21 protein-coding genes and 1 pseudogene are annotated in these 26,648 nt (G+C 61.1%); 11 read left to right on the forward strand and 11 right to left on the reverse strand.

The window, feature by feature from the left end; translation table 11 throughout:
- The first annotated feature begins 262 nt into the window (after positions 1–262).
- From ACTG2U_RS13790 to ACTG2U_RS13800, 3 genes are all read left to right on the forward strand, one after another.
- Positions 263–829: an LON peptidase substrate-binding domain-containing protein gene (locus ACTG2U_RS13790; RefSeq protein WP_439974624.1), complete on the forward strand. Its 567-nt coding sequence runs from the start codon at positions 263–265 to the stop codon at positions 827–829.
- 140 nt (positions 830–969) lie between these two features.
- Positions 970–1,539 carry a sigma-70 family RNA polymerase sigma factor gene (locus ACTG2U_RS13795; protein WP_005355542.1) on the forward strand — a complete coding sequence of 190 codons (570 nt, stop codon included), beginning with the start codon at positions 970–972 and terminating at the stop codon, positions 1,537–1,539.
- Positions 1,532–2,227 carry a ChrR family anti-sigma-E factor gene (locus ACTG2U_RS13800; RefSeq protein WP_439974625.1) on the forward strand — a complete coding sequence of 232 codons (696 nt, stop codon included), beginning with the start codon at positions 1,532–1,534 and terminating at the stop codon, positions 2,225–2,227. The genes ACTG2U_RS13795 and ACTG2U_RS13800 overlap by 8 nt, the downstream gene beginning before the upstream one ends.
- 66 nt (positions 2,228–2,293) lie before the next feature.
- Here the strand turns inward: ACTG2U_RS13800 and bacA are convergent, their stop codons facing one another.
- The 5 genes from bacA to galE all read right to left on the reverse strand — a co-directional run bounded on the left by bacA (position 2,294) and on the right by galE (position 7,488).
- Positions 2,294–3,109, reverse strand: coding sequence for an undecaprenyl-diphosphate phosphatase (gene bacA / locus ACTG2U_RS13805; RefSeq protein ID WP_005355537.1), 816 nt, complete (start codon positions 3,107–3,109; stop codon positions 2,294–2,296).
- Positions 3,110–3,224: 115 nt separating this feature from the next.
- Complete coding sequence (gene galM, locus ACTG2U_RS13810; RefSeq protein WP_439974626.1) at positions 3,225–4,214, reverse strand: galactose-1-epimerase; 990 nt, start codon at positions 4,212–4,214, stop codon at positions 3,225–3,227.
- Complete coding sequence (gene galK / locus ACTG2U_RS13815) at positions 4,211–5,359, reverse strand: galactokinase (RefSeq protein ID WP_439974627.1); 1,149 nt, start codon at positions 5,357–5,359, stop codon at positions 4,211–4,213. The genes galM and galK overlap by 4 nt, the downstream gene beginning before the upstream one ends.
- Positions 5,356–6,414: a UDP-glucose--hexose-1-phosphate uridylyltransferase gene (locus ACTG2U_RS13820; RefSeq protein ID WP_439974628.1), complete on the reverse strand. Its 1,059-nt coding sequence runs from the start codon at positions 6,412–6,414 to the stop codon at positions 5,356–5,358. The genes galK and ACTG2U_RS13820 overlap by 4 nt, the downstream gene beginning before the upstream one ends.
- 60 nt (positions 6,415–6,474) lie before the next feature.
- Positions 6,475–7,488, reverse strand: a complete 1,014-nt coding sequence (gene galE, locus ACTG2U_RS13825; protein ID WP_429117921.1) for a UDP-glucose 4-epimerase GalE — start codon at positions 7,486–7,488, stop codon at positions 6,475–6,477.
- Between the two features lie 201 nt (positions 7,489–7,689).
- Here galE and ACTG2U_RS13830 point away from each other — a divergent pair, with 201 nt between their 5' ends.
- The 6 genes from ACTG2U_RS13830 (at position 7,690) to ACTG2U_RS13855 (ending at position 17,595) form a co-directional block, all read left to right on the forward strand.
- Positions 7,690–8,697: a substrate-binding domain-containing protein gene (locus ACTG2U_RS13830; RefSeq protein WP_041915397.1), complete on the forward strand. Its 1,008-nt coding sequence runs from the start codon at positions 7,690–7,692 to the stop codon at positions 8,695–8,697.
- A gap of 189 nt (positions 8,698–8,886) precedes the next feature.
- Positions 8,887–11,946 carry a beta-galactosidase gene (locus ACTG2U_RS13835; RefSeq protein ID WP_439974629.1) on the forward strand — a complete coding sequence of 1,020 codons (3,060 nt, stop codon included), beginning with the start codon at positions 8,887–8,889 and terminating at the stop codon, positions 11,944–11,946.
- Between the two features lie 276 nt (positions 11,947–12,222).
- Positions 12,223–13,209: a galactose/glucose ABC transporter substrate-binding protein MglB gene (gene mglB, locus ACTG2U_RS13840; protein ID WP_439974630.1), complete on the forward strand. Its 987-nt coding sequence runs from the start codon at positions 12,223–12,225 to the stop codon at positions 13,207–13,209.
- Between the two features lie 53 nt (positions 13,210–13,262).
- Entirely contained in the window at positions 13,263–14,783 is a 1,521-nt protein-coding gene (mglA, locus tag ACTG2U_RS13845) for a galactose/methyl galactoside ABC transporter ATP-binding protein MglA (protein WP_439974631.1), read from the forward strand.
- A 16-nt stretch (positions 14,784–14,799) separates the two neighbouring features.
- Entirely contained in the window at positions 14,800–15,810 is a 1,011-nt protein-coding gene (gene mglC / locus ACTG2U_RS13850; protein WP_033136342.1) for a galactose/methyl galactoside ABC transporter permease MglC, read from the forward strand.
- A gap of 51 nt (positions 15,811–15,861) precedes the next feature.
- Entirely contained in the window at positions 15,862–17,595 is a 1,734-nt protein-coding gene (locus tag ACTG2U_RS13855; RefSeq protein ID WP_439974632.1) for a methyl-accepting chemotaxis protein, read from the forward strand.
- A gap of 67 nt (positions 17,596–17,662) precedes the next feature.
- Here ACTG2U_RS13855 and trmA read toward each other — a convergent pair whose 3' ends face one another.
- Positions 17,663–18,796 carry a tRNA (uridine(54)-C5)-methyltransferase TrmA gene (gene trmA / locus ACTG2U_RS13860; protein WP_421345411.1) on the reverse strand — a complete coding sequence of 378 codons (1,134 nt, stop codon included), beginning with the start codon at positions 18,794–18,796 and terminating at the stop codon, positions 17,663–17,665.
- A 170-nt stretch (positions 18,797–18,966) separates the two neighbouring features.
- Between trmA and ACTG2U_RS13865 the strand changes: the two genes are divergently transcribed.
- Together ACTG2U_RS13865 and ACTG2U_RS13870 are read left to right on the forward strand one after the other, a co-directional pair.
- Positions 18,967–20,109, forward strand: a complete 1,143-nt coding sequence (locus tag ACTG2U_RS13865) for a DUF5610 domain-containing protein (protein ID WP_257691412.1) — start codon at positions 18,967–18,969, stop codon at positions 20,107–20,109.
- 89 nt (positions 20,110–20,198) lie between these two features.
- Positions 20,199–20,732, forward strand: a complete 534-nt coding sequence (locus ACTG2U_RS13870; RefSeq protein ID WP_043821496.1) for an ATP--cob(I)alamin adenosyltransferase — start codon at positions 20,199–20,201, stop codon at positions 20,730–20,732.
- Between the two features lie 99 nt (positions 20,733–20,831).
- Here the strand turns inward: ACTG2U_RS13870 and malZ are convergent, their stop codons facing one another.
- The 5 genes and pseudogenes from malZ to ACTG2U_RS13895 form a co-directional block, all read right to left on the reverse strand.
- Positions 20,832–22,661: a maltodextrin glucosidase gene (gene malZ, locus ACTG2U_RS13875; protein WP_005356962.1), complete on the reverse strand. Its 1,830-nt coding sequence runs from the start codon at positions 22,659–22,661 to the stop codon at positions 20,832–20,834.
- A 5-nt stretch (positions 22,662–22,666) separates the two neighbouring features.
- On the reverse strand, positions 22,667–23,497 hold the full coding sequence (locus ACTG2U_RS13880; RefSeq protein WP_005355498.1) for an HDOD domain-containing protein: 831 nt from the start codon (positions 23,495–23,497) through the stop codon (positions 22,667–22,669).
- Between the two features lie 88 nt (positions 23,498–23,585).
- A pseudogene (locus ACTG2U_RS13885) lies at positions 23,586–24,001 on the reverse strand (META domain-containing protein).
- Positions 24,002–24,166: 165 nt separating this feature from the next.
- Positions 24,167–25,528, reverse strand: coding sequence for a molecular chaperone (gene yegD / locus ACTG2U_RS13890; RefSeq protein ID WP_323969297.1), 1,362 nt, complete (start codon positions 25,526–25,528; stop codon positions 24,167–24,169).
- 92 nt (positions 25,529–25,620) lie between these two features.
- Entirely contained in the window at positions 25,621–26,610 is a 990-nt protein-coding gene (locus tag ACTG2U_RS13895; RefSeq protein ID WP_439974633.1) for a 2-hydroxyacid dehydrogenase, read from the reverse strand.
- Positions 26,611–26,648 lie beyond the last annotated feature (38 nt).

Here is a 26,648-nt window from a genome sequence, read left to right on the forward strand (position 1 = left end):
GTGAATTTTACCCGCATCGGCCCGAGAAAACTATAGGGATGACCCGCCGCTCGCTGTCGGGCGGATATTTCACTGCGTTTGGCGCCATATTCCAGAATATTGGGCGGAAATTACGGTGCTTATCCATTTCTACTGCATATCAAAGCGGCTTGTCCAGGCTATTTTCCCCTGATTGTTAAGGGTTTTTCCTTTCCGATGACGGGAATGATCTCCTCCCTCTGGCCCGGCGTATCAAAAGAGGTTCCCAACCGAGGAGTTTGCGATGCGACTGGCGCTGTTTCCCCTATCTGCCCACCTGCTGCCCGGCGGCGTCATGCCGCTGCGGATCTTCGAACCGAGATACCAGCGGATGATCGCCGAGGCGGGGGAGTCCGGCTTTGCCCTCTGCATGGTGGACCCTCGTCAGCCCGACGCCCTGCGCAACATGCTGCCCATCGCCACCCGGGTCACCATCATCGATTTCGACCGGCTGCCGGACGGCATGCTGGGGATCACGGTGCAGGGGATGGAGCGGGTGCAGATAGAGGATCTGTGGCAGGAGCCAGACGGCCTGCGCATCGGCGAGGTGACGCCGCTGACGGCCTGGCTGCCCCGCCGGCTCCATCCCGATCAGCAACCGCTGGTCGAGGCATTGCGAGAGGTGTTTGCCGACTATCCCGACTATGCCGCCCTCTATCCCGCCCCCTGCTGGGACGATGGCAACTGGGTGGCCCAGCGCTGGCTGGAGGTGCTGCCGATCCCCCCTGAACAGAAGCAGCTGCTGCTGGCCGCTGCCGACAATCAGCCCGCCATCGCCCTGCTCAAGGGGGTGCTGGTGGCCAGCCACTGATTTTTTCTGACCTGCTGATCCGCCAGCGCCGCAGCGCCGTACAAGTCATCACCACAGCATGTTCGACAGCACACCAAAGGGATGGCGCAATGGCATATACTGGCCAACCACACTCGACCATACGCAGGACCTCGCCCGTGATGGATAACCCGGATGGCGACCTCAAATCTCTGCTGATCAGGGTGGCAGAGCAGGCCGACAAGGCTGCTTTTGCCCGCCTGTTCCAACACTTTGCGCCGCGTATTCGCAGCTACGGCCTGCGCCACCTCGGCAGCGAAGCCAACGCCATGGAGCTGGTGCAGGAGACCATGCTGCTGGTGTGGCAGAAGGCGCGTCTCTACCACCCCGAGAAGGGGGCGCCGACCACCTGGATCTACACCGTGATGCGCAACCAGTGCTTTGACATGCTGCGCCGTCGTCGCGCCAGCAAGGAGGATCTCTGTGCCGAGGAGCTGTGGCCGGTGCTGGAGTTTCAGGCCGAAGAGGAGCACCTGAGCGGGGGCGAGGATGCCGTGCTGACCCGTCAGATGGCCCACTACCTGGGCACCCTGCCGGAGCCGCAACAGCAGGTGGTGCGCGGCATCTATCTGCAGGAGTTCTCCCAGCAGGAGCTGGCGGAGAGACTCGGCGTGCCGCTCGGTACCATCAAGTCCCGCCTCCGGCTGGCGTTACAGAAACTGAAAGAGCAAGTGGAGCAAGGCCATGATTAAAGCCCATCCGACCGACCCTATGCTGCGTGCCTTCGCCGCCGACGAGCTCCCTCTGCCGCTGGCGGTGGGGCTCTCCGCCCACTGTGAACTCTGCCCCGATTGTGCTGCCCGACTGAAGACATTCGAAGATGAGCTGGCGCAGCAATATCTTGCTTCGCCAGCAGAGCCCGACGTGGACTCCCGCGATGAAGTGGGACTGGACGCCGGATTCGACGCCATGTTGGCGGATATTCTGGCGCAGCCGCTGGCAGAGCCCCTATCCGAGCCAACACATGACCAGCCCCGAACGCAGCCCGGCGAGCTGGAGGTGGCCGGTCACGCCTACCGTTTGCCACGGGTGCTGGCCCGCTATCGTTCGCCCAAGTGGCGCCATATCGGGGCCATTCGTCAGCAGAGTCTGCCGCTGGACGAGATGGGGGCGCGCGCCAGCCTGCTCCATATCGAAGCGGGCGGTCGCATCCCCGAGCACACCCATCAGGGCTATGAGCTGACCTTACTGCTGGAGGGCAATATTCAGGATGGCGATACCCTTTACAAGGCGGGAGATTTCATCTGGCGTGATGCCAGCCACTCCCACAGCCCGCATACGCCGGACGGTTGCCTCTGCTACACGGTGCAGGATGCGCCGGTGCAGTTCACCAAGGGGTTGTCGCGGCTGCTGAATGGCATCAGCCAGCACCTCTACTAAGCACCATGACGCCATAGAAAAAGGGACCAGATTGGTCCCTTTTTTCATTTGATTGCTGGTTGCCGGTCAGGCGACAAACACCAGATAGACGGCGAATGCCACGATAAAGCGGTAGATGGCGAACGGGATAAAGTCGATGCGGCGGATCAATGTCAGGAAGGTCTTGATCGCAAACATCGCTACCACGAAGGCGGTGATAAAGCCCACAGCAAACATCGGGAAGTCGGCCATCGAGAGGAAATCGCGGCTCTTGTAGAGATCAAGCCCACTGGCCGCCACCATCATGGGCACCGCCATGATGAAAGAGAACTCGGCGGCGGCGTGACGGCTGATCCCCATCAGCATGCCACCACTGATGGTGGCGCCGGAGCGGGAGAAACCGGGCCACAGGGCCAGACACTGGAACAGACCGATGCCGAACGCCTGCTTGTAGCTGATGTCATCCAGGGTTTCGGCTGTGACTGCAGGGCGGAACTTCTCAGCGATGATCAGCAGGATGCCCCCCGCGACCAGCGCGTACATGACGGTCTGCGGGCCAAACAGGTTGGCCTTGATCCAGCTGTGGATGGCCAGACCGACCACGATGGCGGGCATCATGCCGAGGATGACATGCACCAGCGACAGGGTGGCGTGATCCCGGGACGGCTTCTGGCCAAAGTGGATGCCAATCAGGCCAAACAGGCGGCGCCAGAAGACGGCGACTACGGCGAGGATGGAGCCAAGCTGGATCACCACTTCGAAAGTGGCAGCCTTGGGCCCTTCAAAGCCCAGCAGATGGCCGACGATAATCATGTGGCCGGTGGAGGAGACGGGGAGGAACTCGGTCAGCCCCTCGACGACGCCCAGAATAAAGGCGACCAGCAGGCTATAAGTGTCAGTCATCGAACAAACAATCCTTAACTTCGTTGATGTAAAAACGCCCCGAAAGGGTCTCGGGGCGGCATATCTTGCTCGATTGTGACTGCTGAGGCTATGTAAAAATCATGAATTCTTTAAGTTAGTCGCGGATAAAGCGGTAGCGGGTCTGGTGGTGATAACGCCCGCCCGGCAGCAGCCAGGGGTTGCCCAGCTCGGGGCGATTGGGGCTGTCCGGTAGCTGTTGCGCCTCAAGACAGAAGCCGTCGTGATCCCGGTGCGACAGGCCGCTGCGGTTCGGGGTATTGGCCAGCCAGTTGCCGGTGTAAAACTGCAGCGAGGGTTGGTTGGTGTAGACCTCCATCGCCAGCTGCCTGTCCCCTGATACCACGCGAGCAGCCCACATTTGCGTTGGGCCGTTGAGCACAAAGGCATGATCGTACCCCTTGGCTTGTTGCTGCTGGGGATGACTCAGCCAATCCTGCCCGACAAGGCGCTCTTGGCGCAGATCGAATGGCCCCTCCACCGGAGTGATGGTGATCGGCAAACCGCTCGGGTCGGTCGACAGGAAGTGGTCGGCATTGATGCTGATGAGGTGGTCACGGACATCTTCGCCATCGGTTTGCCCATCGAGATTGAAGTAAGCGTGGCTGGTGAGGCTGACCGGCGTAGCGGCATCCGTGCTGGCGATGAAATCCACCACCAGATCGCTCTGCTCAAGCCGGTACTCCAGGGTGACCCGCAGATTGCCGGGAAAGCCCTGATCCCCCGCTCGGGAGAGCAACGCCAGCTTGACCCGATCTGCTTCCAGTTCCTTGATCTGCCAGCGCTGGCGATGAAAGCCAGCCTGCCCGCCGTGCAGACAGTTGGGTGCCTGATTGGCATTCAGCGGCCAGTGCTGTCCATCACGCACCAGCTCGGCACCGCCGATGCGGTTGGCAAAGCGTCCTGCCACCGCACCCAGCCACACCTGCTGGGTGGGATAGGCGTCGTCGGCACAGCCCAGCAGCACTTCACGCCGTTTACCCGCCACCGGCAGGGTTAGGGAGGTGAGGGTGGCGCCGAAGTCGAGGCCGCGCAGGCGCAGCCCCTCTTCATTTTCCAGCTCGAACGGGGTCATGGCGCTGCTCATAGCTTGCCTGCACCGGCGCTGGCGCGGCAGACGTAGCAGTCGGCCTTGAGGCCCGAGATGGCCGGATACTCCGCCTCGACGGCGGCAATCACCTCGGCCACTTTCTCCGGGCGCAGCAGGGCGACCACGCAGCCGCCGAAGCCGCCACCAGTCATCCGCACGCCACCATCTGTGCCGATCCTGGCCTTGATGATCTCCACCAGACCGTCGATGGCGGGCACTGTGATCTCGAAGTCATCGCGCATGGCGGCGTGCGACTGGGCCATCAGCTCGCCGAGACGGGTCAGATCGTGGCTCGCCAGCGCATCGGCGGCCGCCAGAGTGCGGGCATTTTCCCCAACGATGTGGCGGGCACGACGATAGCAAGCATCATCCAGCCCGGCCTTGCCCGCTTCCAGTCCGATCAGGTCGAGGTCGCGCAGCGCCTTGACCCCGTAGTGACGGGCGGCGGCCTCGCACTGCTGGCGACGGGTGTTGTATTCGCTGTCCACCAGACCGCGGCGCACGTTGGAGTTGACGATCAGCACCGCCAGATCCGCCGGCATGGGGATGAGGCGGGTCTCCAGCGAACGGCAGTCGAGCAGCAGGGCATGATCCGTTTTGCCGCTGGCGGAGATCATCTGATCCATGATGCCGCAGTTGCAGCCGACGAACTTGTTCTCCGCCTGCTGGCCGTTGAGGGCGATCTCGGCCTGGCTGATGTCGAGCCCCAGCGCCTCCTTGAAGGCCTGACCGATGGCCACTTCCAGTGAGGCTGAGGAGGAGAGCCCCGCCCCCTGCGGCACGTTGCCGGAGACCACCAGATCGAGGCCGCGCAGGGTATAGCCGCGCTCCTGCAGATATTTCACCACGCCGCGGATGTAGTCGCTCCAGCGCTGGCTGGGGTGGTGCTCGATGGGCTGGTCGAGGTCGAACTGGTCGCGCTGGTTGTCGTAGTCGGCGGCGATCACCTGCACTTGCCGGTCATCGCGCAGGCCGATGGCGACGCAGGTCTCGTAGTCGATGGCGCAGGGCAGCACGAAGCCGTCGTTGTAGTCGGTATGTTCACCGATGAGGTTGACGCGGCCGGGGGCGCGCACCAGCAGATCGGGCGCTTTGGCAAATTGCTCGGCAAAAACGGTGCTGACGCGTTGGCTGGGGGTCATAGGGGCTCCTCATTGGTGTGGCTGGTCTGGTTGTAGTGAATGGGGCTCAGAGCGCGCAGCCGCTCGGCGGCCTGCTCCGGAGTCAGGTCGCGCTGGGTTTCGGCCAGCATCTCGAAGCCCACCATAAATTTGCGCACGGTGGCGGAGCGCAGCAGTGGCGGATAGAAGTGGGCATGCAGTTGCCACGCCTCGGGGCAATCCGATTTGGGCGGTGCAAAGTGCCAGCCCATGGAGTAGGGGAAGCTGCACTCGAACAGGTTGTCGTAGCGGCTGGTGAGCTCCTTGAGCGCCACCGCCAGATCCTGTTGCTGGGCCTTGGTCAGGTTGAGGATGGAGGGGACGTGCGCCTTGGGCAGTAGCAGGGTTTCGAACGGCCAGGCGGCCCAAAAGGGGACCACGGCGAGCCAGTGTTCGGTCTCCACTACGATGCGCGAGCGATCCGCCAGCTCCCGCTCCACATACTCCAGCAGCATGGGGCGGCCATGCTCGGCCAGCCAGTCGCGCTGGTGCTGCTCTTCGCGGGCGATCTCGTTGGGCAGGAAGTCGCTGCCCCAGATCTGGCCGTGGGGGTGCGGGTTGGAGCAGCCCATGACGGCCCCTTTGTTTTCAAAGACCTGCACCCACTTCCACTGGGCTGACAGCTCGGCGACCTGATCCATCCAGGTGGTGATCACCCCTTCGATGGCGGGCAGCGGCAGCTCGGGCAGGGTCTTGCCGTGATCCGGCGAGAAGCAGATGACCCGGCTGGTGCCGCGGGCGGCCTCCAGCTTCAGCAGGGGATCGCTGGCGCTATCGGCGGCCGGGGTATCCTGCATCAGGGCGGCGAAGTCGTTGGTAAAAACGAAGGTGCCCTGATAGTCGGGGTTGATGTCGCCGGTGACCCGGGTGTTGCCCGCGCAGAGGAAACAGTCGGGATCGTGGGCCTGTTTGGGGGCCTGACTCACCTTCTCCACCTGTCCCTGCCAGGGGCGTTTGGCCCGATGGGGGGAGACCAGCACATACTGGCCGGTCAGCGGGTTGAAGCGGCGATGAGGATGATCGACGGGGTTGAACATCATCTCTCCTGAATAAGGTATTGAAAAATAAAGTCGTTTATTGACGGTGAGTAGGCTGGCCTACTCCTCGTAACCGTTCGGATTGGCGGATTGCCAGCGCCAGCTGTCGGCGCACATGGCGTCGATGTTGCGGGTCGCCTGCCAGCCCAGTTCACGCTGCGCCTTGGCCGGATCGGCCCAGCAGGCGGCGATGTCGCCCGGGCGGCGCGGTTCGATGCGAAATGGCAGCGGCTTGCCACAGGCGGCAGAGAAAGCGGCGACCAACTGCAACACGCTCTGGCCCTGACCGGTGCCCAGGTTGTAGGTGTGCACGCCACCCTTGCCGGCGCAGTGTTGCAGTGCCTTGACATGCCCCTCGGCGAGATCCATTACGTGGATGTAGTCGCGCACACCGGTGCCGTCCGGGGTGGGGTAATCGTTTCCAAAGACAGACAAGCAGTCTCGACGGCCGATGGCGACCTGGGTGATATAGGGCATCAGGTTGTTGGGGATCCCTTGCGGGTCTTCACCCATGGTGCCCGATTCGTGGGCGCCGACCGGATTGAAATAGCGCAGCAGGGTCATGCTCCAGTGGGGCTCGGCCAATTGCAGATCTTCGAGGATCTCCTCGATGATCAGCTTGGATCGTCCGTAGGGGTTGGTAGCGCTGCGAGGGAAATCCTCGCGGATCGGCAGGCTGGCGGGATCGCCATAGACGGTAGCAGAGGAGCTGAACACCAGATTGTGCACATTGGCCCGCTTCATCGCCTGCAGCAGGGTGAGGGTGCCGCCGAGGTTGTTCTCGTAGTAATCCAGTGGAATGCGAGTCGACTCACCGACCGCCTTGAGGGCGGCAAAGTGGATCACTGCGTCGATATGCTGCTCGGCGAAGATCCGGTCCAGCAGGGCGGCATCGCGAATATCCCCTTGATAGAACAAGGGTTGCTGGCCGCTGATGGCGGCGACTCTGGCCAGTACGCTGCGCTTGCTGTTGCCGAGGTTGTCGACCACCACGGGATTCATGCCTGCCGCTTGCAGGGCCAGACAGGTGTGGCTGCCGATATATCCGCAGCCGCCGGTGACTAGAACATTCATCTTGCTCTCCACTGAAAAGTGTCTGGAAGGAGTCTAGCCGAGGGTGTGGCGACCAAACTGTGAGCTTGCTTGCAAAATAGTGTAAACGATTACACTGTTTTTATGGTCATCCTGACGGCAGATATGCGTTTCACCCCTGTTTTCAATGGGTTTGCTGGGTATAATGGCGCTCTATTGCACAGTGAAAGAAGTGAAAACAGCATGAGCACCATCAAGGATGTCGCCCGTTTGGCCAATGTGTCGGTGGCAACGGTTTCACGGGTGATGAACAACTCCCCCAAGGCCAGTGCCGCGTCTCGCGAAGTGGTGCAGAAGGCCATGGCTGAACTGGGCTACACCCCCAACGCCAACGCGCGGGCACTGGTCAGCCAGACTTGCGACACCATGGGGGTAGTGGTCGGTGACGTGGCCGATCCCTTCTTCGGTGCACTGGTTAAGGGTGTCTCCGGCATCGCCGTCGAGCAGAACCTTCACCTGCTGATGGGTAACGGTTTTCACAAGGCGCGTCAGGAGCGTGAAGCGATCGAGCTGCTGATCGGCAAGCGCTGCGAGGCGCTGGTGGTGCACAGCAAGGCGTTGAGCGACGAGGAGCTTTACGATTACGCCATGCGGGTGCCCGGCATGGTGCTGATCAACCGCGATATTCCGGCCCTCAAGGGACGCTGCATTGCCCTCAATAACCGGCTGGGTGCGGCTACGGCGACTCGCCACCTGATCGAACTGGGCCACCGCCATATCGCCTTCATCAGCTCGGATCACGCCATCGAGGATGCCACCTTGCGTCTGCAGGGCTATCAGGATGGGCTGATGGAAGCCGGTCTGGCAGCCGATCCCGAGCTTATCGAGAGTGGCACCCCGAACGAGGAGGGGGGGGAGCGTGCCATGCTCAACCTGCTGGCCAAGGGGCTCAAGGTGACCGCCGTGGTGGCCTATAACGATGCCATGGCGGCGGGCGCCATCTCCGTGCTGGCCGACAACGGCCTGCGAGTGCCGGAGGAGGTTTCGGTGGTGGGCTTCGATGACATCATCTATGCCAGATATTTGCGCCCCAAGCTCTCCACCATGCGCTATCCCATCGAGCTGATGGCGGCCCAGGCGGCCAAGCTGGCCATTCAGCTGGCGGCGGGGGAGAGTGACGCGACCCAGAGCAGGATCTATACCCCCACCCTGATCAATCGCCACTCGGTGGCACCGGTTCGGGCCGGATAGCCCCCTTTTGCGGCCCTGTTCGGGGCCGTCTCTTGCACGGTTATTGTTTTACCTATTTTTAATCATTTTTACTCCGCTTTACTTAACAAAATTAGTGTAATCGTTTACATCTGTGTGAGCGAGATCGCCGTTCCCTGCGTCATACTTCTCTAGACTGAATACGTTTTCCAATCGGTAGGGAGAGAGTGAATGCTCAGGGAGATAGTGGCGCGTCAGGATTGGCAGACTCAGGCTATTACGTCGGTAAACCGGCTGGCAGCCCATACCCCCATGTTCAGCTGGCGCAGCGAAACGGATGCCAGGGGTGATCTGGCCTCTTCCTCCCGTCTCTTGCTCGATGGCGAGTGGCGCTTCTCCTTCTTTGCCGCCCCCGAATTGGTGCCCGAGAGCTGGCTGGTGCAGGATCTGGCGGATGCCACTCCCATCACCGTGCCGGGCAACTGGCAGCTGGATGCCGCCTATCCGGCTGCGCGGCCGCTCACCGATGGCCCCATCTACACCAATATCAAGTACCCCTTTCCTTGCGATCCGCCCCGAGTGCCAGCAGAGAACCCCACCGGTTGCTACTCCCGCGAGTTCGAACTGTCCGCCGACTGGTTGGCAAACGGCCAGAGCCGGATCATCTTTGACGGGGTTAGCAGTGCCTTCCACCTCTTTTGCAACGGCCTCTGGGTCGGCTACTCCCAGGACAGCCGCCTGCCCGCCGAATTCGATCTGACTCCTTATCTGCAGAGCGGTCGCAACCGGCTGGCGGTGCTGGTGCTGCGCTGGTCCGATGGCTCCTATCTGGAAGATCAGGATATGTGGTGGCTGTCGGGGATCTTCCGCTCCGTCAGCCTGCTGCACAAACCGTCCCGCCATCTGATGGATATGCGGGTGACCCCCGAGCTGGATGCCTGCTATCGGGATGGCCGTCTCAAGATTGCACTGCAGGTGGCTAATGGGGCCGGTTTGTCGGTGGAGGCCAATCTCTATGACGGTGGCGAGCGGGTTGCGACCCTGCGCCAGCCAATCGGCACCCAAGTCATTGATGAAAAAGGGGCGTACGACGATCACGCCGAGCTGTGGCTCGACGTGGCTGCGCCGCGCAAGTGGAGCGCCGAGACGCCCCATCTCTATCGCCTGACCCTGACCCTGCTGGACGAGCAGGGCCAGGTTATCGAGAGCGAGGCGTGCGATGTGGGCTTTCGGGTGGTGGAGATCCGTGGTGGCCTGCTGCGGGTCAACGGTCAGCCGCTGCTTGTTCGTGGTGCCAACCGTCATGAACACCATCCCGCCAAGGGTTATGCCGTTGATCGCGCCACCATGGAGCGGGATCTGCTGCTGATGAAGCGGCACAACTTCAATGCGGTGCGCTGTTCCCACTATCCCAACCACCCCGATTTCTATCGCCTCTGCGATCGGCTCGGTCTTTATGTGGTGGACGAGGCGAATCTGGAGACCCACGGCATGACCCCGATGGGGCGGCTGGCGCGGGATCCCGCCTGGAGCAATGCCTTTCTGGAGCGGGCGACCCGCATGGTGGCACGGGATTTCAACCACCCCTCGATCATCATCTGGTCGCTGGGCAACGAGTCGGGTTACGGCCCGGCCCACGATGCCATGTATGGCTGGATCAAGCGCAGCGACCCGAGCCGTCCGGTGCAGTACGAGGGGGGCGGGGCCGATACCCCGGCCACCGATATCATCTGCCCCATGTATGCCAGAACCCATCAGGATCAACCCTTCCCGGCGGTGCCAAAGTGGGCGCTGGCCAAGTGGATCGGTCTGCCCGGCGAGCACCGGCCGCTGATCCTCTGCGAATATGCCCACGCCATGGGTAACAGCCTGGGGGGCTACGCCCACTACTGGCAGGCGTTTCGCGATCATCCACGCCTGCAAGGCGGGTTTGTCTGGGATTGGGTCGATCAGGGGCTCGACAAATACACCGCCGATGGTCGCCACTACTGGGGCTACGGCGGCGATTTTGGTGATGTGCAAAACGATCGCCAGTTCTGCTGCAACGGCCTGCTGTTCCCGGATCGCACTCCGCATCCAGCCCTGTTCGAGGCGAAGCGTGCCCAGCAGCCGTTCCGCTTCACTCTGCTTGAGCGCACCCCGCTGCGGGTGCGGATCGAGAGTGAATACCTGTTCCGCTCCACCGATAACGAGCGGCTTTGCTGGCTGCTGTGCGAGAACGGCCATGTGCAGCAGCAGGGGGAGGTTTCCCTTGAGCTGGCGCCACAGGGGGTGATCGAGTTGACCCTGAGCGAGGCGTTGCCCACCTTTGCGGCAGGTTCACTGGCCTGGCTCGATCTGGCCATCGTGCAGCCACAGGAAACCCTATGGTCGCAGGCGGATCACAAGGTCGCCCGTCAGCAGTTCACCCTGCCGACCCCCCTTGCCCTGCCAGCGCCGGTCGCTGCCGCTACCCTGAGCGAGCAGCCGGATGGCTGGTTGGTCACTGCCGCAAACAGCCAGTGGTGGCTCGACAAGCTGAGCGGTCGCATCACCAGTTGGCAAAAATCGGGGCAGGAGCAGTTGCTGGCGCCGATCATGGATCACTTCTACCGGGCGCCACTCGACAACGACATTGGCACCAGCGAAGCGGATCACGCCGACCCCAACTCCTGGATTGCTCGCTGGCAGGGCTGTGGTCTCGGTCAGTGGCAGCAACGCTGTCTGGGGATCACGGTCGCCGGAGGGGATATCCGGGTCAGTCATGGCTACTTCCATCACGATGAGCTGCTGCTGGTGAGTCACTGGTATCATCACTTTACCGACGATGGCGCCATGAGCCTCGAGATAGAGACCGAGCTGGCACAGGTGCTGCCGTCGCTGCCGCGGATCGGCCTGCTGCTTCATCTGGCCAAGGTGCCAGCGCGAGCCGAATGGCTGGGGCGTGGGCCGCACGAGAACTATCCGGATCGCCTGCTGGGCGCCGATCTGGGGCGCTGGAGTCTGCCGCTGGAGGCGATGCATACCCCTTACATTTTCCCGAGTGACAACGGCTTGCGCTGTGATACCCGCCAGTTGCAGCTGGGCAGCACGACGGTGAGCGGCAGCTTCCATTTCAGTGCCAGCCGCTTCAGTCAGCAGCAGCTGGCCGCCGCCCGTCACCAGAGCGATCTGGTGGCTGAAGCAGGGCTGTGGGTCTGTCTCGATGGCGCCCACATGGGGGTGGGCGGGGATGACTCCTGGAGTCAGAGCGTGCGTCCCGAGTATCAACTGCTCGAGCGTCGTTACCGTTGGGGCTGCACTCTCCGCTAATCCAGCTATTGAAGCGACTGTCTAGCCAGTGCGCCATTTTGACAACAGACCAGTAACGACTAGCCTCAATGCTGTGGGAAAGATTGAGTCTCAAATCTGATTTTTATTTATATGTATTTGAAAAATAAATATAAAGTTTCAATGTAACAGAGTGTAAACGTTTTCATTTTGTCGTCATGATCACAGAAGAAATGACAACAAACTGATTACATTGATTGGCGCTTGCTCAATTGCTCGCCACCCTACAACACAGATAGACACATCGGAGCACACATAATGAAAAAACTGACCACAGTTGCCGCCCTGCTGATGGGCATGATGGCTGGAGCCAATGCCCAGGCTGACACCCGTATCGGGGTAACCGTCTACAAATATGACGACAACTTCATGGCGGTCGTGCGCAAGGCCATCGAGAAGGAGGCGGCAGCCACTCCGGGGGTGGAGCTGCTGATGAACGACTCCCAGAATGACCAGTCCAAACAGAACGACCAGATCGACGTGCTGCTGGCCAAAGGGGTGAAGGCGCTGGCCATCAACCTGGTAGACCCGGCTGCGGCTCCGGTGGTGATTGAGAAAGCCCGTGGCGAAGAGATCCCGGTGGTCTTCTACAACAAGGAGCCGAGCGCTACCGATCTGGCCAGCTACGACAAGGCCTACTACGTGGGTACCGACTCCAAGGAGTCAGGGATCATCCAGGGTCAGCTGATTGCCAAACACTGGAAAGCCCATCCGGAGTGGGATCTGAACAAGGATGGCGTGATCCAGTTCGTGTTGCTGAAAGGGGAGCCGGGCCACCCGGATGCCGAAGCGCGCACCTCCTACGTGGTCAAGACCCTGAACGATGGTGGCGTCAAGACCGAGCAACTGCACATGGATACCGGTATGTGGGATACCGCGATGGCGAAAGACAAGATGGACGCCTGGATCTCCGGCCCCAACGCCAACAAGATCGAAGTGGTCATCGCCAACAACGACGGCATGGCAATGGGTGCGGTCGAGTCACTGAAAGCCCAGGGCAAGACTGCCATTCCGGTATTCGGCGTCGATGCGCTGCCGGAAGCGCTGGCCATGGTCAAGAGCGGTGCCATGGCGGGTACCGTGCTGAACGATGCGGCCAACCAGGCTAAAGCCACCTTCGAGCTGGCCAAGAACCTGGCTGAAGGCAAACCGGCCGGTGAAGGCACCAAGTGGAATATCGTCGACAAGGTAGTACGTGTTGCCTACGTCGGTGTGGATAAAGACAACCTGTCCCAATTCGAGTAATTCCCTCCTCCAGGGCAAGGGAGATCCCCTTGCCCTTTTTTCAACCAGATGTGATGGCTGATATGACAACACAGCAACAATCAGAATGGCTGTTGGAGATGATTGACGTCAGTAAGAGCTTTCCCGGCGTCAAGGCACTCGATAATGTCAATTTACGGGTCCGTCCTCATTCTGTGCATGCGTTGATGGGCGAGAACGGAGCGGGAAAATCCACACTGCTCAAGTGCCTGTTCGGCATTTACGAGAAGGATCAGGGCAAGATCTTCTTCAAGGGGCAGGAGATCAACTTCACCTCCTCGAAAGAGGCGCTGGAAAATGGCGTATCCATGGTGCATCAGGAGCTCAACCTGGTGTTGCAGCGTACCGTGATGGACAACATGTGGCTCGGCCGCTACCCCACCAAGGGGTGGTTTATCGACCACGGCAAGATGTATGACGACACCAAGCGCATCTTCGATGAGCTGGATATCGACATCGACCCCAAGGTGAAGGTCGCGACCCTGTCGGTCTCCCAGATGCAGATGATCGAGATCGCCAAGGCGTTCTCCTATGACGCCAAGATCGTCATCATGGACGAACCCACCTCCTCCCTGACCGAGAAAGAGGTGAACCACCTCTTCAAAATCATCAACAAGTTGAAGGATAAGGGGTGCGGCATCGTCTACATCTCTCACAAGATGGAGGAGATCTTCCAGCTCTGTGACGAGATCACCATATTGCGGGATGGCCAGTGGGTGGCGACCCAGCCGCTCAAGGGGATGACCATGGATCAGATCATCGGCATGATGGTCGGCCGTGAGCTCACCCAGCGCTTCCCGGAGAAGACCAATCAGCCGAAAGAGGTGATCCTCGAGATCGAACACCTGACGGCGAAGAACCAGCCCTCCATTCAGGACATCACCTTCAACCTGCACAAGGGGGAGATCCTCGGCATCGCCGGACTGGTGGGGGCCAAGCGCACCGACATCGTCGAGACCCTGTTCGGTATTCGCGATCGCAGCCAGGGCAGCATCAAGCTGCATGGCAAAGAGGTAGCCAACCACAACGCCCACGAGGCCATTCGCAACGGTTTTGCGCTGGTGACCGAGGAGCGCCGCTCCACCGGCATCTACTCCCGTCTCGATATCGCCTTCAACTCCCTGATCGCCAACATGGACAGCTACAAAGGCGCCATGGGGCTGCTCAGCGACAACAAGATGAAGAGCGATACCCAGTGGGTGATCGACTCCATGCGGGTCAAGACGCCGACCCAGCAGACCCAGATCGGTTCTCTCTCCGGGGGTAACCAGCAGAAGGTGATCATCGGTCGCTGGCTGCTGACCCAGCCGGAGATCCTGATGCTCGACGAGCCCACCCGCGGCATCGACGTCGGGGCCAAGTTCGAGATCTACCAGCTCATCCTGGAGCTGGCGAAGAAGGACAAAGGGATCATCATCATCTCGTCAGAGATGCCGGAATTGCTGGGGATCACCGACCGCATCATGGTGATGAGCAATGGCCGGGTCGCCGGGATCGTCAATACCAAAGAAACTGACCAGAGCGAGATACTGCGCCTGGCATCTCTGTACCTCTAGAGACAGGAAGACATTTATGGAGTCGGCTAAAAATTTCAATCTGATGCAGGCGCTCAAGGAAAACGCCATCTATCTGGTGCTGCTGGTGCTGCTCATGGTCATCGTGATCCAGGAGCCCTCCTTCCTGAGCCTCACCAACTTCAGCAACATCCTGACCCAGTCCTCGGTGCGGGTCATCATAGCGCTGGGGGTGGCGGGCATCATCATCACCCAGGGGACGGATCTCTCGGCCGGTCGTCAGGTCGGTCTGGCGGCTCTCATCGCGGCAACCATGTTGCAGGCGCTGACCAACGTCAACAAGGTGTTCCCGACGCTGGGAGAGGTACCCATTCCGGTGGTGATCCTGCTGGTGTGTGTGGTGGGTGCCCTGATTGGTCTGGTCAACGGCCTCATCGTGGCCTACCTGAACGTCACCCCGTTCATTACCACCCTGGGCACCATGATCATCGTCTACGGTATCAACTCCCTTTACTTTGACTCGGTAGGAGCGTCGCCGGTGGCCGGGTTTGACCCCCGCTTCTCGAGTTTCGCGCAGGGCTTTATCCGGATAGGAGGATTCAAGCTCTCGTATCTCACCTTCTATGCGGCCATCGCCAGCGTCTTTGTCTGGGTGCTGTGGAACAAGACCCGCTTTGGCAAGAACATCTTCGCCATCGGCGGCAACCCCGAGGCGGCCAAGGTCTCCGGCGTCAACGTGGCGGTCAATCTGGTAATGATCTATGCGCTGGCAGGGGTCTTCTACGCCTTCGGCGGCATGCTGGAAGCGGGCCGGATCGGTAGCGCCACCAACAACCTCGGCTTCATGTACGAGCTCGATGCCATCGCGGCGTGCGTGGTGGGCGGCGTGTCGTTTGCCGGCGGGGTGGGAACGGTCGCGGGTGTGATTACCGGCGTACTTATCTTCACCCTGATCAACTATGGTTTGACCTATATCGGGGTCAGCCCTTACTGGCAGTTCATCATCAAGGGCGGCATCATCATTCTGGCGGTGGCATTGGATTCCATGAAGTACGCCAAGAAGAAATAACGATTGGCAGGGAGGGTTGGCGCTGCCAGCCCTCTCTTTTGGAGGGAACCCATGCCATTCAAGGTCAAGATTTACCTCTTGCTGCTACTGGCCATTCTGGTCACCATCGGCACCGCCGGGCTCAGCGTGAATCACTTCATCAGTGGCTACATTCGCACTCAGGCCACCCACAACATCAACGAGCAGATCACTCTGGTCAAAGAGAAGCTGGCCAGCGACATCAATCAGAAAATCCTGTTGGCCGCCAACCTCAACTTCGGGGTGACCAACGTCAAGAAGACCCTGCAAGAGACCGGCTTTCACAACATCGTCAAGGTGATCGGCGATATGGCATTCGACGTGAGCGGCGTCATCAACGATACGGCCAAAGTTGATGCGCTGCGCAAGCTGATCCCCGCCGCCAACAACCAGATCACCGTCAGCCCGCTGCAACAGGTGGATGGCAAGCCGGTCATCACTATTCTGGTGCCGCGCGGCGCCGATTCCGCCTATCTCTACTACCTCGACATGAGCGAGTTCAAAAGCCTGCTGGAGAAGATGAGCGGCGAGGGGCGCTACTTCTCGCTGGCCGACAGTCAGGGCAACAGCCTCTATGACAGCAAGCCGCAGGGGGAGAGTGAAGCGCGCCCCAACCAGCTGGATATTCGCGGCAACAGCTGGACGCTGACCGGCTACATCGATCTTGACTATATCCGTGCCATGACCCGGTCACTCAACGGCCAGATCATCATGGCGCTGCTTGGCGTCGCCGTGGTGGTGATGGTACTCGCCATACTGGCGCTCAACGTGGCTTATCGCCCCATCCTCTCGCTGCGGGATCTGGTGCTGGAGCTCTCTCGCGGCAGTGGTGATCTCACCCGCCGGTTGGCGGTGACCAGCAAGGATGACCTTGGCCAGATTTCAGCCGGTATCAACCGCTTTATCGAGCGGCTGCAGGAGATGATGGGGGAGGTGCAGGAGGCGAGCGGTCAGCTCAACAGCGGCATCGAGGGGCTGGCCAGCCAGACCGGCGCCGCTCAGTCCCTGTTGGCGGACCATGTGCGCGAGACCGAGCAGGTGGTGACTGCCATCAACGAGATGAGCCGCACCGCGGTCTCCGTCTCCGAGAGTGCGGCCAGCACCGCCCAGCTTACCGGCCAGAGCCAGCAGCTGGCGAGCCAGTCCCGTCAGGTGGTGGATCAGGCCATGGCCAGCGTGATGGCGCTGGTGGACGAAGTGGAAGCCACTGCTCGCTCCATCGAGGCGATGCAGCAGGATGTGCAGCAGATTGGCTCTGTGCTGGGGGTGATCGGCAGCATTGCCGAACAGACCAACCTGCTGGCCCTCAACGCCGCCATCGAGGCGGCCCGCGCCGGTGAACAGGGGCGAGGTTTTGCGGTGGTGGCAGACGAGGTGCGTTCCCTCGCGGCCCGTACCCAGCAGAGCACAGCCGAGATCCAGACCATGCTGGCCAGTCTGCAGCGGGGCACCCGAACTGTGGTGGATGCCATGGGCAACACCAAGCAGAGCTGTCAGGGGGCGGCCGAGAACACCACCAGGGTCAACGAGTCGCTGGATCTGATGGCCGGAGAAGTGGTGGAGATCAACGATCTCATCAGCCATATCGCCACGGCGGCGGAGCAGCAGAGTGCGGTGGCCGAAGAGATCAATCGCAACATGAGCGCCATCGCCGAAGTGATCCGCCAGCTGACCCACAATGGCGAAGCGACGGTTGCCAGCTCCGCTGCGATGCAGCAGACCTACGACCGGCTGCGGGAGATCGTGGGTCACTTCCGGCTGGAGTGAGGCCGATGTTCAGTCAATAACAAAACAGGGCCATCCGGCCCTGTTGTTGTTTTCCTGTCTGCCTGAATCAACCGGCCTTGCGGCGCAGATAGACCCCGGCTTCCATGTGATGGGTCCAGGGGAACTGGTCGAACAGGGCGAAACGGGCGATCTCGTGGGTTTCGCCCAGCACGGCCATGTTGGCCTGCAGGGTATCTGGGTTGCAGGAGATGTAGAGGATGTTGTCGTACTCCTGCACCAGCTTGACGGTGGCATCATCGAGACCGGCGCGGGGCGGGTCGACGAAGATGGTGTTGCACTGGTAGCTCTTGAGATCGACCCCCTTGAGGCGGTTGAACTCCCGCTCGCCACGCATCGCCATGGTGAACTCCTCTGCCGACATGCGCAGGATGATCAGGTTGTCGACGCCGTTGGCGGCGATGTTGAACTGGGCGGAGTCGACGCTCGGCTTGGCGATCTCGGTGGCCAGCACCTTGCGGAAGTTCTGCGCCAGCGCGATGGAGAAGTTGCCGTTGCCGCAATAGAGCTCCAGCAGGTCCCCTTCGCTCCCCTTGGTCACATCCAGCGCCCAGGCCAGCATCTGCTCGTTGATGGCGGCGTTGGGCTGGGTGAAGCTGTTCTCCACCTGCTTGTAGATGAGCTGGCGACCCGCCACGTTGAGCTGTTCGATGACGAAGTCATCCCCCAAACAGATCTTCTGCTTGTGGGCGCGGCCAATCAGCTGCAGCTCGAACCCCTTGGCGCGCAGATCGGCCTGCAGCGCTTCGGCGGCCTGTTGCCACTCTGCTTCCAGCTTGCGGTGATAGAGCAGGCTGACGATGATCTGGCCGGACTGGGTGGAGAGGTAGTCGATCTGGAACAGCTTGCGGCGCAGCACCGGGTGTGGGCGCAGCCCCTCCAGCAGCAGCGGCATCAACTGGTTGATGAGGCGGCTGGCGGTAGGGAAGTGGTCTATCTTGATGATCTCTTTGGTCGCCGGGGCATACATGCAGTGGAAGAGGTCATCCCCTTCGTGCCAGATGCGAAATTCGGCGCGCATCCGGTAGAACTCCGCCGGTGAGCTGTGCACTTCCAGCGCCGGGAGGGTGAAGCCGGCAAACAGCTCGGTGAGGCGAGCGCGCTTTTCGTCGAGTTGGGCCTGATAGTCGGCCGCGGTTCTAGGCGCCGGAGCGTTCGCGGAAGGCTGTTGGGATTGGGTCATAAATACCTCACATGCACACCGGCCGGGCCGGGTCGAAATCGGGGGAAGGCAACAGGCCACCCAAAGGGGCCCGATTTTAAAAGCCAGCCGCAGATTGTCCAGCATTTTGTGGTCAAGAAGTGTTCAGTCAGGCCGATAGCTGATCTACAGGCATGGTGGGAGGACACATTATGCAGATCGAAGGCGTGGGCGCAGCCCAACCCAAGGGAGTGGGTGTTTCTCCCAAATCGCCCCAACAGGCGGAGCAGAAACAGGTCAAGAGCGAGGAGGAGGTCTCCTTGCACAAGCCGCCCAAGTGGGCGCAGGTGCTGATCCAGCAGGCGTTGCAGTTCTCGCTGGAGATCAACGGCCAGGGCTATCAGGCTCCGAAGGTGAAAGAACCTGAGGAGATCACCCCGGAGACCCTGTTCGACTTCCAGTCGGTGGCGGACAACGTGCTGCAGTTCGTGACCGGGCGGCTTGGTGCCGCGCGGGCTGATGGCAAATCCGACGACGACCTGACCGGGATGATGGAGCAGGCCCGCAAGGGGGTCGACAAGGGCTTTGACGAGGCGAAGAAGCAGCTCGGCAAGTGGGCGACTGACAACGAGGATATCAAGACCGGTATCGATCAGAGCTACAAGCTGATCCAGAAAGGGCTCGAGGAGTTCGAGAAGGAGTTCTTTGGCAAGGTCTCTCCGACCGACATGGGACAGGCCGAGATGGCCAGTCGCCAGCAGGGGTATCTGGAGATCCAGACCAAGGATGGCGACAAGGTGGTGCTGCGCTTCAACGATAGCTGGCAGACCAAGTCCCAGAGCAGCGAGAGCGGCAGTCAGTTCAGCCTCAAGTCGAGCCAGAGCTTCAGCTTCTCGCTGGAGGGAGATCTCAGCAGCGACGAGATGGAGTCCATCGGCAAGCTGGTCAAGGGGCTCGACGAGCTGGCGGGGAGCTTCTTCTCCGGCAACTTCGAGGATCTGCTGGACAAGGCGGGCGAGCTGAAACTGGATGACAGCCAGCTGGCCTCCTACTCCCTCAAGCTCAAGCAGAGCGTCAAGCTGAGCCAGACCTATCAGGGGGCGCACTCCCTGCAGGATCTGATCAAGCCGTTTGCCGACTACCTGCCGAAGCTGGATCAGGTACAGAAACAGGCAGATACCCTGCTGCCACCATCCCAGCAACAGGCGCTGACCCCGGCCGTGTTGGCGGCGAGAGGGGAAGGGGAACCTGCACAGGTCGATCGCTTCACCAGCTTCAACCAGCGGATGCTGGAGGCGCTGCGGATGATCAACCAGTTCCAGCCCTCCACCGAGCCCGCCAGTAAGAACGCCTGAGCCACAGCGCGTAACGCAAGTAATGAGCTGCCGTTTGCCAGCCCTTCCCGGGGCTGGCAAACTGGCCTTTTCTCCAATCCGGTTGCCCCATGAACCCCAAGAAGCCAAGAGACAAGCGCGAGCTCTGCTACCCCTTTATTTTCGAAACCTCGCTCAAATGTGATTTTGAAATCGCCACCGACGAGCTCTGTTGTCAGGTTGGGGCCGTGCTGTCACACCTTGCGCCGGATGCCGATACTGAGCCCATGCTGGCGGATCTCGCGGCGTTGCAGCGACTTATCTACAACCTCAACGGCTCGGTGCGCGGCAAACTGGGGATCTTCGATGCAGATCTTGAGTGGCTCAAGGCCCGTTACGACCACTATAACGAGGCGAGTCGCGGCAGCGTCACCGGTTTTGTGCTGCCACAGGGGCCACAGCCCATTCCCACCCTCCATCTGTGCCGCTGCGGCAGCAAGAAGGTGGTGCGGCTGCTGGTCAGGCTGGAAGAGAGCGGGGTGGCCTTCGATCCCATTCTCTATCGCTTCGCCAACTTGCTGGCCAACTTCTTCTTCGTGCTCACCGTCTACCTCAAGCAGCGCTGGCAGGTGCCGGAAGTGCCCTACGTCAGCATCAACTACTGATGACGGCAGGCAAAGAGCCAAACGTCATGGTGAATTGAACGAAATAAAAAACCGGAGCCTTGGGCTCCGGTTTTGTTTTTCAGCATGTCAGTTGCCCACTCAGCTGGAGATCAGTACTCTCGCCGAGTTGGCGGGGATGGTGAGCTGTACCTCGCCCTGCACCACTTCAAACTTCTCGCCGTTGAAGGCGTCGGTGAAGCGGCTGGCAGGGCTGGCGGTCTGCCACAGGGGCAGGCTGATGGTGCGCGGCTCGCTCGGGTGGCGGTTGCAGGCTACTACCACCTGATCGCTTTGCAGGGTACGGGCGAACACATAGCTGTGGGGCCCGGCATAGAGGGTCTGGATATCGCCGCGGCGCAGGGAGGGGCGCTGGCGGCGGATCTGGATCAGCCGACGATAGTGGTCGTGCAGCACGTGATCCCAGTCTGTGGTATCCCACGGGAAGCAGCGGCGGCAGTCCGGATCGTTGCCGCCGGAGAGCCCCACTTCATCGCCGTAGTAGATGGACGGCACACCGATATAGGTGAGCAGCAGAGTGGCGGCCAGCTGCATCCGCTGTTTGTCCTCTCCCAGCAGGTGGAGGAAACGGGCGGTATCGTGGCTGTCGAGCAGGTTGAACTGGGCCAGCTGGTTCTTGAACGGGATGTGGGCCCGCGCCAGCTTGAGCCAGCGATCCAGCTCTTCGGCGCTGATCTTGATGGGGTGGTAGGCGATATCCTGCCCCGCAAGGAAGGCGCGGATCGGGTGGGCGAAGCCATAGTAGTTCATGGCGCCATCCTCCTGATCTCCTTGTAGCCACTGGCTCGCCTCGAAGAAGTGTTCGCCGAGCACATAGGCGTCCGGATTCTCCTGCTTCACCGCGCCGCGAATGGCGCGCACATGGCTGCGGTTGCCCTCGGCGGTGCCGCGCTCGCCCAGCATGTGGATGACGTCAAAGCGCCAGCCATCGATCTGGTAGGGGGCACGCATCCAGTAACGGAGGATGGCGTCGTCGGCCCGATAGACGGCGTCTTGTACCTTCTCGCAGGAGAAGTCGAGCTTGGGCAGGCTGCGAATGCCCTTCCAGCTGACGTAATCCCCTTCTTTATCAAAGGTGTAGAAGCTGCGCCACGGGGAGTCCGGGTTGCTCTGGGCTCCCAGTGGCGGGCAGAACCAGGGATGCTCGGTAGAGGTGTGGTTGACCACCGCATCGAGGATGATCTTCATGCCGCGCTGGTGCAGGTTGCGGGTCAGCTCGGCGAACTGTTCGTTGCTGCCGAGGTGGGCATCGACCTTGAAGTAGTCTTGGGTGTCGTACTTGTGGTTGCTCGGCGAATCGAAGATGGGGTTGAGGTAGAGCGCAGTCACCCCGAGAGATTGCAGATAGTGCAGCTTGGCATCGATGCCCGCCAGATCGCCGCCATAGAATTCGCAGGCGCCGTGGCCCTCTTCATGTCGACTGACCGGCTCGCCCCACGCCTTGCTGATCACCGCCTTGCCACGGTACTCGTACTCGTGATGCTTGACGCTCAGGGACGGATCGCCGTTGCAGAAGCGGTCGGGGAAGATCTGGTAGAACACCTGATCCTGCACCCAGGCCGGTGGCTGGTGCAGGCTGTTGAAGCGAAAATGTTGCTCCCGTGGCGGCATGGACGCGCTGACGCCCGCCCCGTGCAGCCACCACTGCTCCTCGTCGGTGAGGCACTTGAAGCTGTAGAGGTGGATATCCTGTCCCTTGATGAGCGGCAGTGTCGCCTGCCACACCTGCAGTCGATCGCGGGTGGAGACCGCCGTCATCGGGATCAGGTACTCCTCGTTATCCGGCTCGTGGCGCAGCCACACCTCGCGGATCGGCGCATCCAGCTCGCTAAAGAGGGTCAATTGCAGTGCGTCGGCGCTCTCTTTGAACCAGGGCGCCACCTGGGGATGAAACAGAAACGGATGGGTCATGATGCTTATTGAGTCAGAAGATCGGCGAGGGCATTACCCTGTTCATGCAATGTTTCGAGCTGGCCTGCCAGCGACTTGGGATCCAGTCCCAACTGGTCGGCGAGCGGTTTGGGGAAGCGGGCGATGATGGCCTGGGCAGGCACGCCCGCGTTCCAGGCGAAGGAGATAAACACGGCGAGGCGGATTAGCACCGCCTCCTTGCTGACCGGATCGTGGGAGAGCGGGTCAAGCTGTTGGGAGATAGCATCGACGAAGGCCTCGGAGAGGTTCCAGCGCCGCGCCAGCTCGGCACCAAGCTGGGCATAGTCGTAGCCCAGCATCTCCCGCTGGGCCTCGACCCGGCTGCTGCCGTTTTGGATCGCCATGTTGATGAGCTCGGCCTCTTCCGGCAAGGTGCTCTGGATAAGCAGCTCGCCGATGTTGTGGATCAGGGCGCAGGTGAAGGCGGTCTCGGGATCCATCACCTTGGCCTCCTGGGCCAGGGTTTTGGCTATGGTGGCGACCTGGAAGGTCTCGGTCCAGAACTTGTTCTTGTCGAAGCTGGGCGGGGCCTTGAAGGTGCCGATGATGCCGGAGGCGACCACCACGGAGCGCAGCCGGTTGAAGCCGAGCCGGATCACCGCCTGTTCAATAGAAGTCACTTCGTTGCCCCGGCGCAGGGCGGCCGAGTTGGCCATCCGCAGCACCTTGACGCTGATCACCTGATCCATGGCGATCTTGGCCGCAATCTCGTCGATGCGGGCATTCTCGTCGTTGAAGCTCTGCATCAACTCGTGCAGCAGCTTGGGAATAGTGGGGAGTTGTTTGATCTTGTCAAACAGGCGATCCATCGACATGGCTGAGGCAGCCTCCGTTGCGAACTCTGCCTCATATTGTGCCACAGCCGGACAACATGTTCCTGCTTGTGATGCGGCTTTGTGAGCGCTAGAACACCCAGTCGCGCAAGGTGTATTCCAAACGGTGCTGTTTGCCCTGCAGGATCAGGTTCTGACTGGTGCCGCTCAAGGTTGCCCCCTCGGTCAGGGTGGTCAGTACGGCCTGTTCGATAGTGTCGAGCGGCGGCATGCAGGCCATTTCGGTGCTGCCCAGACTGGTGACCCACAGTTTGTCATCTTCCAGATGGCCCTGACCGAAGTAGCGGTTGCAGCGGCGATGCCGTTGACGGTGAAGTGCTCGCCGATCTCGAAGTCGGGGGGATTGTCGCGGGGGGCCTTGATCGGCTGGTCATCCAGTTTGCTCAGTACCCAGTGGTGGTGTTGCAGATCTTGCTGAACAAAGGCGGTCGAGCTGCAGCCAGCGAGCAGTAACAGGGGGATCAGCAAAAAGGGCAATCTGGGCATGAGGGGGCTCCGGTTGGGGGAGCGTCAAGAATACCCTTTTTGGGCAGTCGGGAGCAGGGCGGGAGAGGGGACGACCGACCGCTTCTGTCGCCCCTTGTCCCGCACGACTGTCGCTTAATGGCAACACACGGGTGATGTTGCCATCGATTTACGCTATCTCAGGGCTCAGTTGGCGAACAGCCGCTCGGCATAACGGGCAAGACCCGCAGCCACCGAGCCGAAGTCATCGCCACCCTCAAGCGGGATGGAGGGGAGCTTCTGGCGGATAAAGCTGGCGATCAGCGGCGAGCGGGCGCTACCACCGGTGACGAAGATGCGATCCGGCTGCACACCGGCGGCGGCAATCGCTTCGTCCATCAGCTCGCCAATCTTCTCCAGCAGCAGGGCGGAGGCGTTGGCCAGCTGTTCGCGGGTCAGTTCGGCTTCCAGCCCTTTTTCCAGCTCGGCCAGCGACTGGCGATTGAGTTCCTGCTCCGAGAGGGCGATCTTGCCCTGCTCGGCACGCCATACCAGCTGGTGGCTCAGCTTGTGTGCCCGCAGGTTGGCCAGACGCCCCAGCTTGCTGCCGGGCTGGCTGTCGAGCTGCAGATCCTGCAGCTGGCGGGCGGTGTCGAGGCTGTAGAAGCGGCTCTGGGCGCTGACGTCGTTGATGGCGGCCGCATCCCAGAACAGCGGGTGGGGCAGCGGCTTGCCGGTCTTGAGGGTCTCGTGCATGCCGAGCAGCGGCATCATCCCCTCCACCGTCAGGCGGATGTCGAAGTCGTTGCCGCCGATCCTCTGGCCGCTGTGGCCGAGCAGATCGCCGCTGCGATCCAGCTGATCGCGGTAGCTGGGGCCCATCCGCAGCATGGAGCAGTCGGTGGTACCGCCGCCGATATCCACCACCAGTACCACGGCGTCTTCGGTGAGGCGCGCCTCGAATTCAAACCCGGCCGCCACCGGTTCATAGAGGAACTCCACCTTTTCGAAACCGGCCAGACGGGCCGCCTCGGTCAGGATAGCGATAGCTTGCTGGTTGCTCTCTTCCCCTGCCAGCCCCTGGAAGTTGACCGGACGGCCGATCACCGCCTGGCGGATCGGGGCACCGAGCTGCTGCTCCGCCTGCTGGCGGACATGGAGCATCATGGCGCAGACGATGTCTTCAAACAGGGCGATCTGGGGAGCCTTGAGGCCATAGGCGCCGAGGAAGGATTTCGGCGACTTGATGTAGTAGCCGTCGTCCGGCTCTTCCAGATAGCGCTCCAGTGCAGCGCCGCCAAAGCTCAGCTCGTCGATCAGTCCCTCTTCGCGCATCTGGCGACGAACCATCTGGGCGCGGGTGACCACGGGGCCACGCAGCTTGAGGTACTCCGCCTGCTGGGCGGGGGCCAGCCCTTCGGCCAACAGACCGGCGATAGCATCCCGGTGGGGGGCATGCAGGGTGGAGGGGAGGTAGCGGGATGCACCAAGATTCAGCAGCCTGGGGCTACCTTGTTCCATCACGGCTACGGCACAGTTGGAGGTGCCGTAATCAAATCCGATAAACATGGGCGCCAGACTCCTGAATAAAAAAGGGGGGCTAGCCTACCCGAAGGCGCCGGGTCTCACAACCCGGCGCGTGACGAAGAGAGGGCGAGCCCCTATTCCACTTCGTTGTCGCAGCGGCCCTGGCTCTCGATGGCGCGGATATTGCCGAGGGTGGTATCGGCGATGGCGTGCAGTGCCTCGCGGGTCAGGAATGCCTGATGGCCGGTGAACAGCACGTTGTGGCAGGCGGACAGACGGCGGAACACGTCATCGGTGATCACCTCGTTGGACTTGTCGGAGAAGAAGAGATCCTCTTCCTCTTCGTAGACGTCCAGCCCCAGCGCACCGATACGGGAGGTTTTGAGTGCCTCGATGGCGGCGTTGGAGTCGAGCAGGCCACCACGGCTGGTGTTGATGATCATCACCCCGTCCTTCATCTTGGCGAACGCCTCCTTGTTCAACAGGTGGTAGTTCTCTTTGAACAGCGGGCAGTGCAGGCTGATGATGTCGGATTGGCGGAACAGGGTATCGAGATCCACGTACTCGGCTCCCAGCTCGATGGCTGCCGGATTCTGGTAAGGATCGTTGACCAGCAGGCGAACCCCGAACCCCTTGAGGATGCGCAGGGCGGCCAGACCGATCTTGCCGGTGCCGATGACGCCAATGGTCTTGCCATGCATGTTGAAGCCGACCAGCCCTTCCAGCGAGAAGTTGGCGTCGCGGGTGCGCTGATAAGCCTTATGGATGCGGCGGTTGAGGCACATCATCATGCCGACGGCGTGTTCTGCGGTCGCCTCGGGGGAGTAGGCGGGCACTCGCACCACTTTCAGCCCCAGCTCTTTGGCAGCGGCCAGATCCACGTTGTTGTAACCGGCGCAGCGCAGGGCAATCACCTGGGTGCCGTTGGCAGCCAGTTCGGTCAATACCTCGCGGTCGGCATCGTCATTGACGAACAGACACACCACCGGGAAGCCGTGAGCCAGTCGGGCCGTTTTGGCCTCCAGCCGCACATCGAAAAACTCCAGGTCGAAGCCGTACTGGTTGTTGGCCTGGTTGAAATGCTCTTTGTCATAGCTCTTGGTACTGAATACGGCGACTTTCATGGTATGTGCTCCGCAGCGTGTGTGTCGTCAAATTACAA

It is taken from the genome of Aeromonas sp. 95A, from assembly GCF_051919235.1.
Lineage (GTDB): Bacteria > Pseudomonadota > Gammaproteobacteria > Enterobacterales > Aeromonadaceae > Aeromonas > Aeromonas veronii.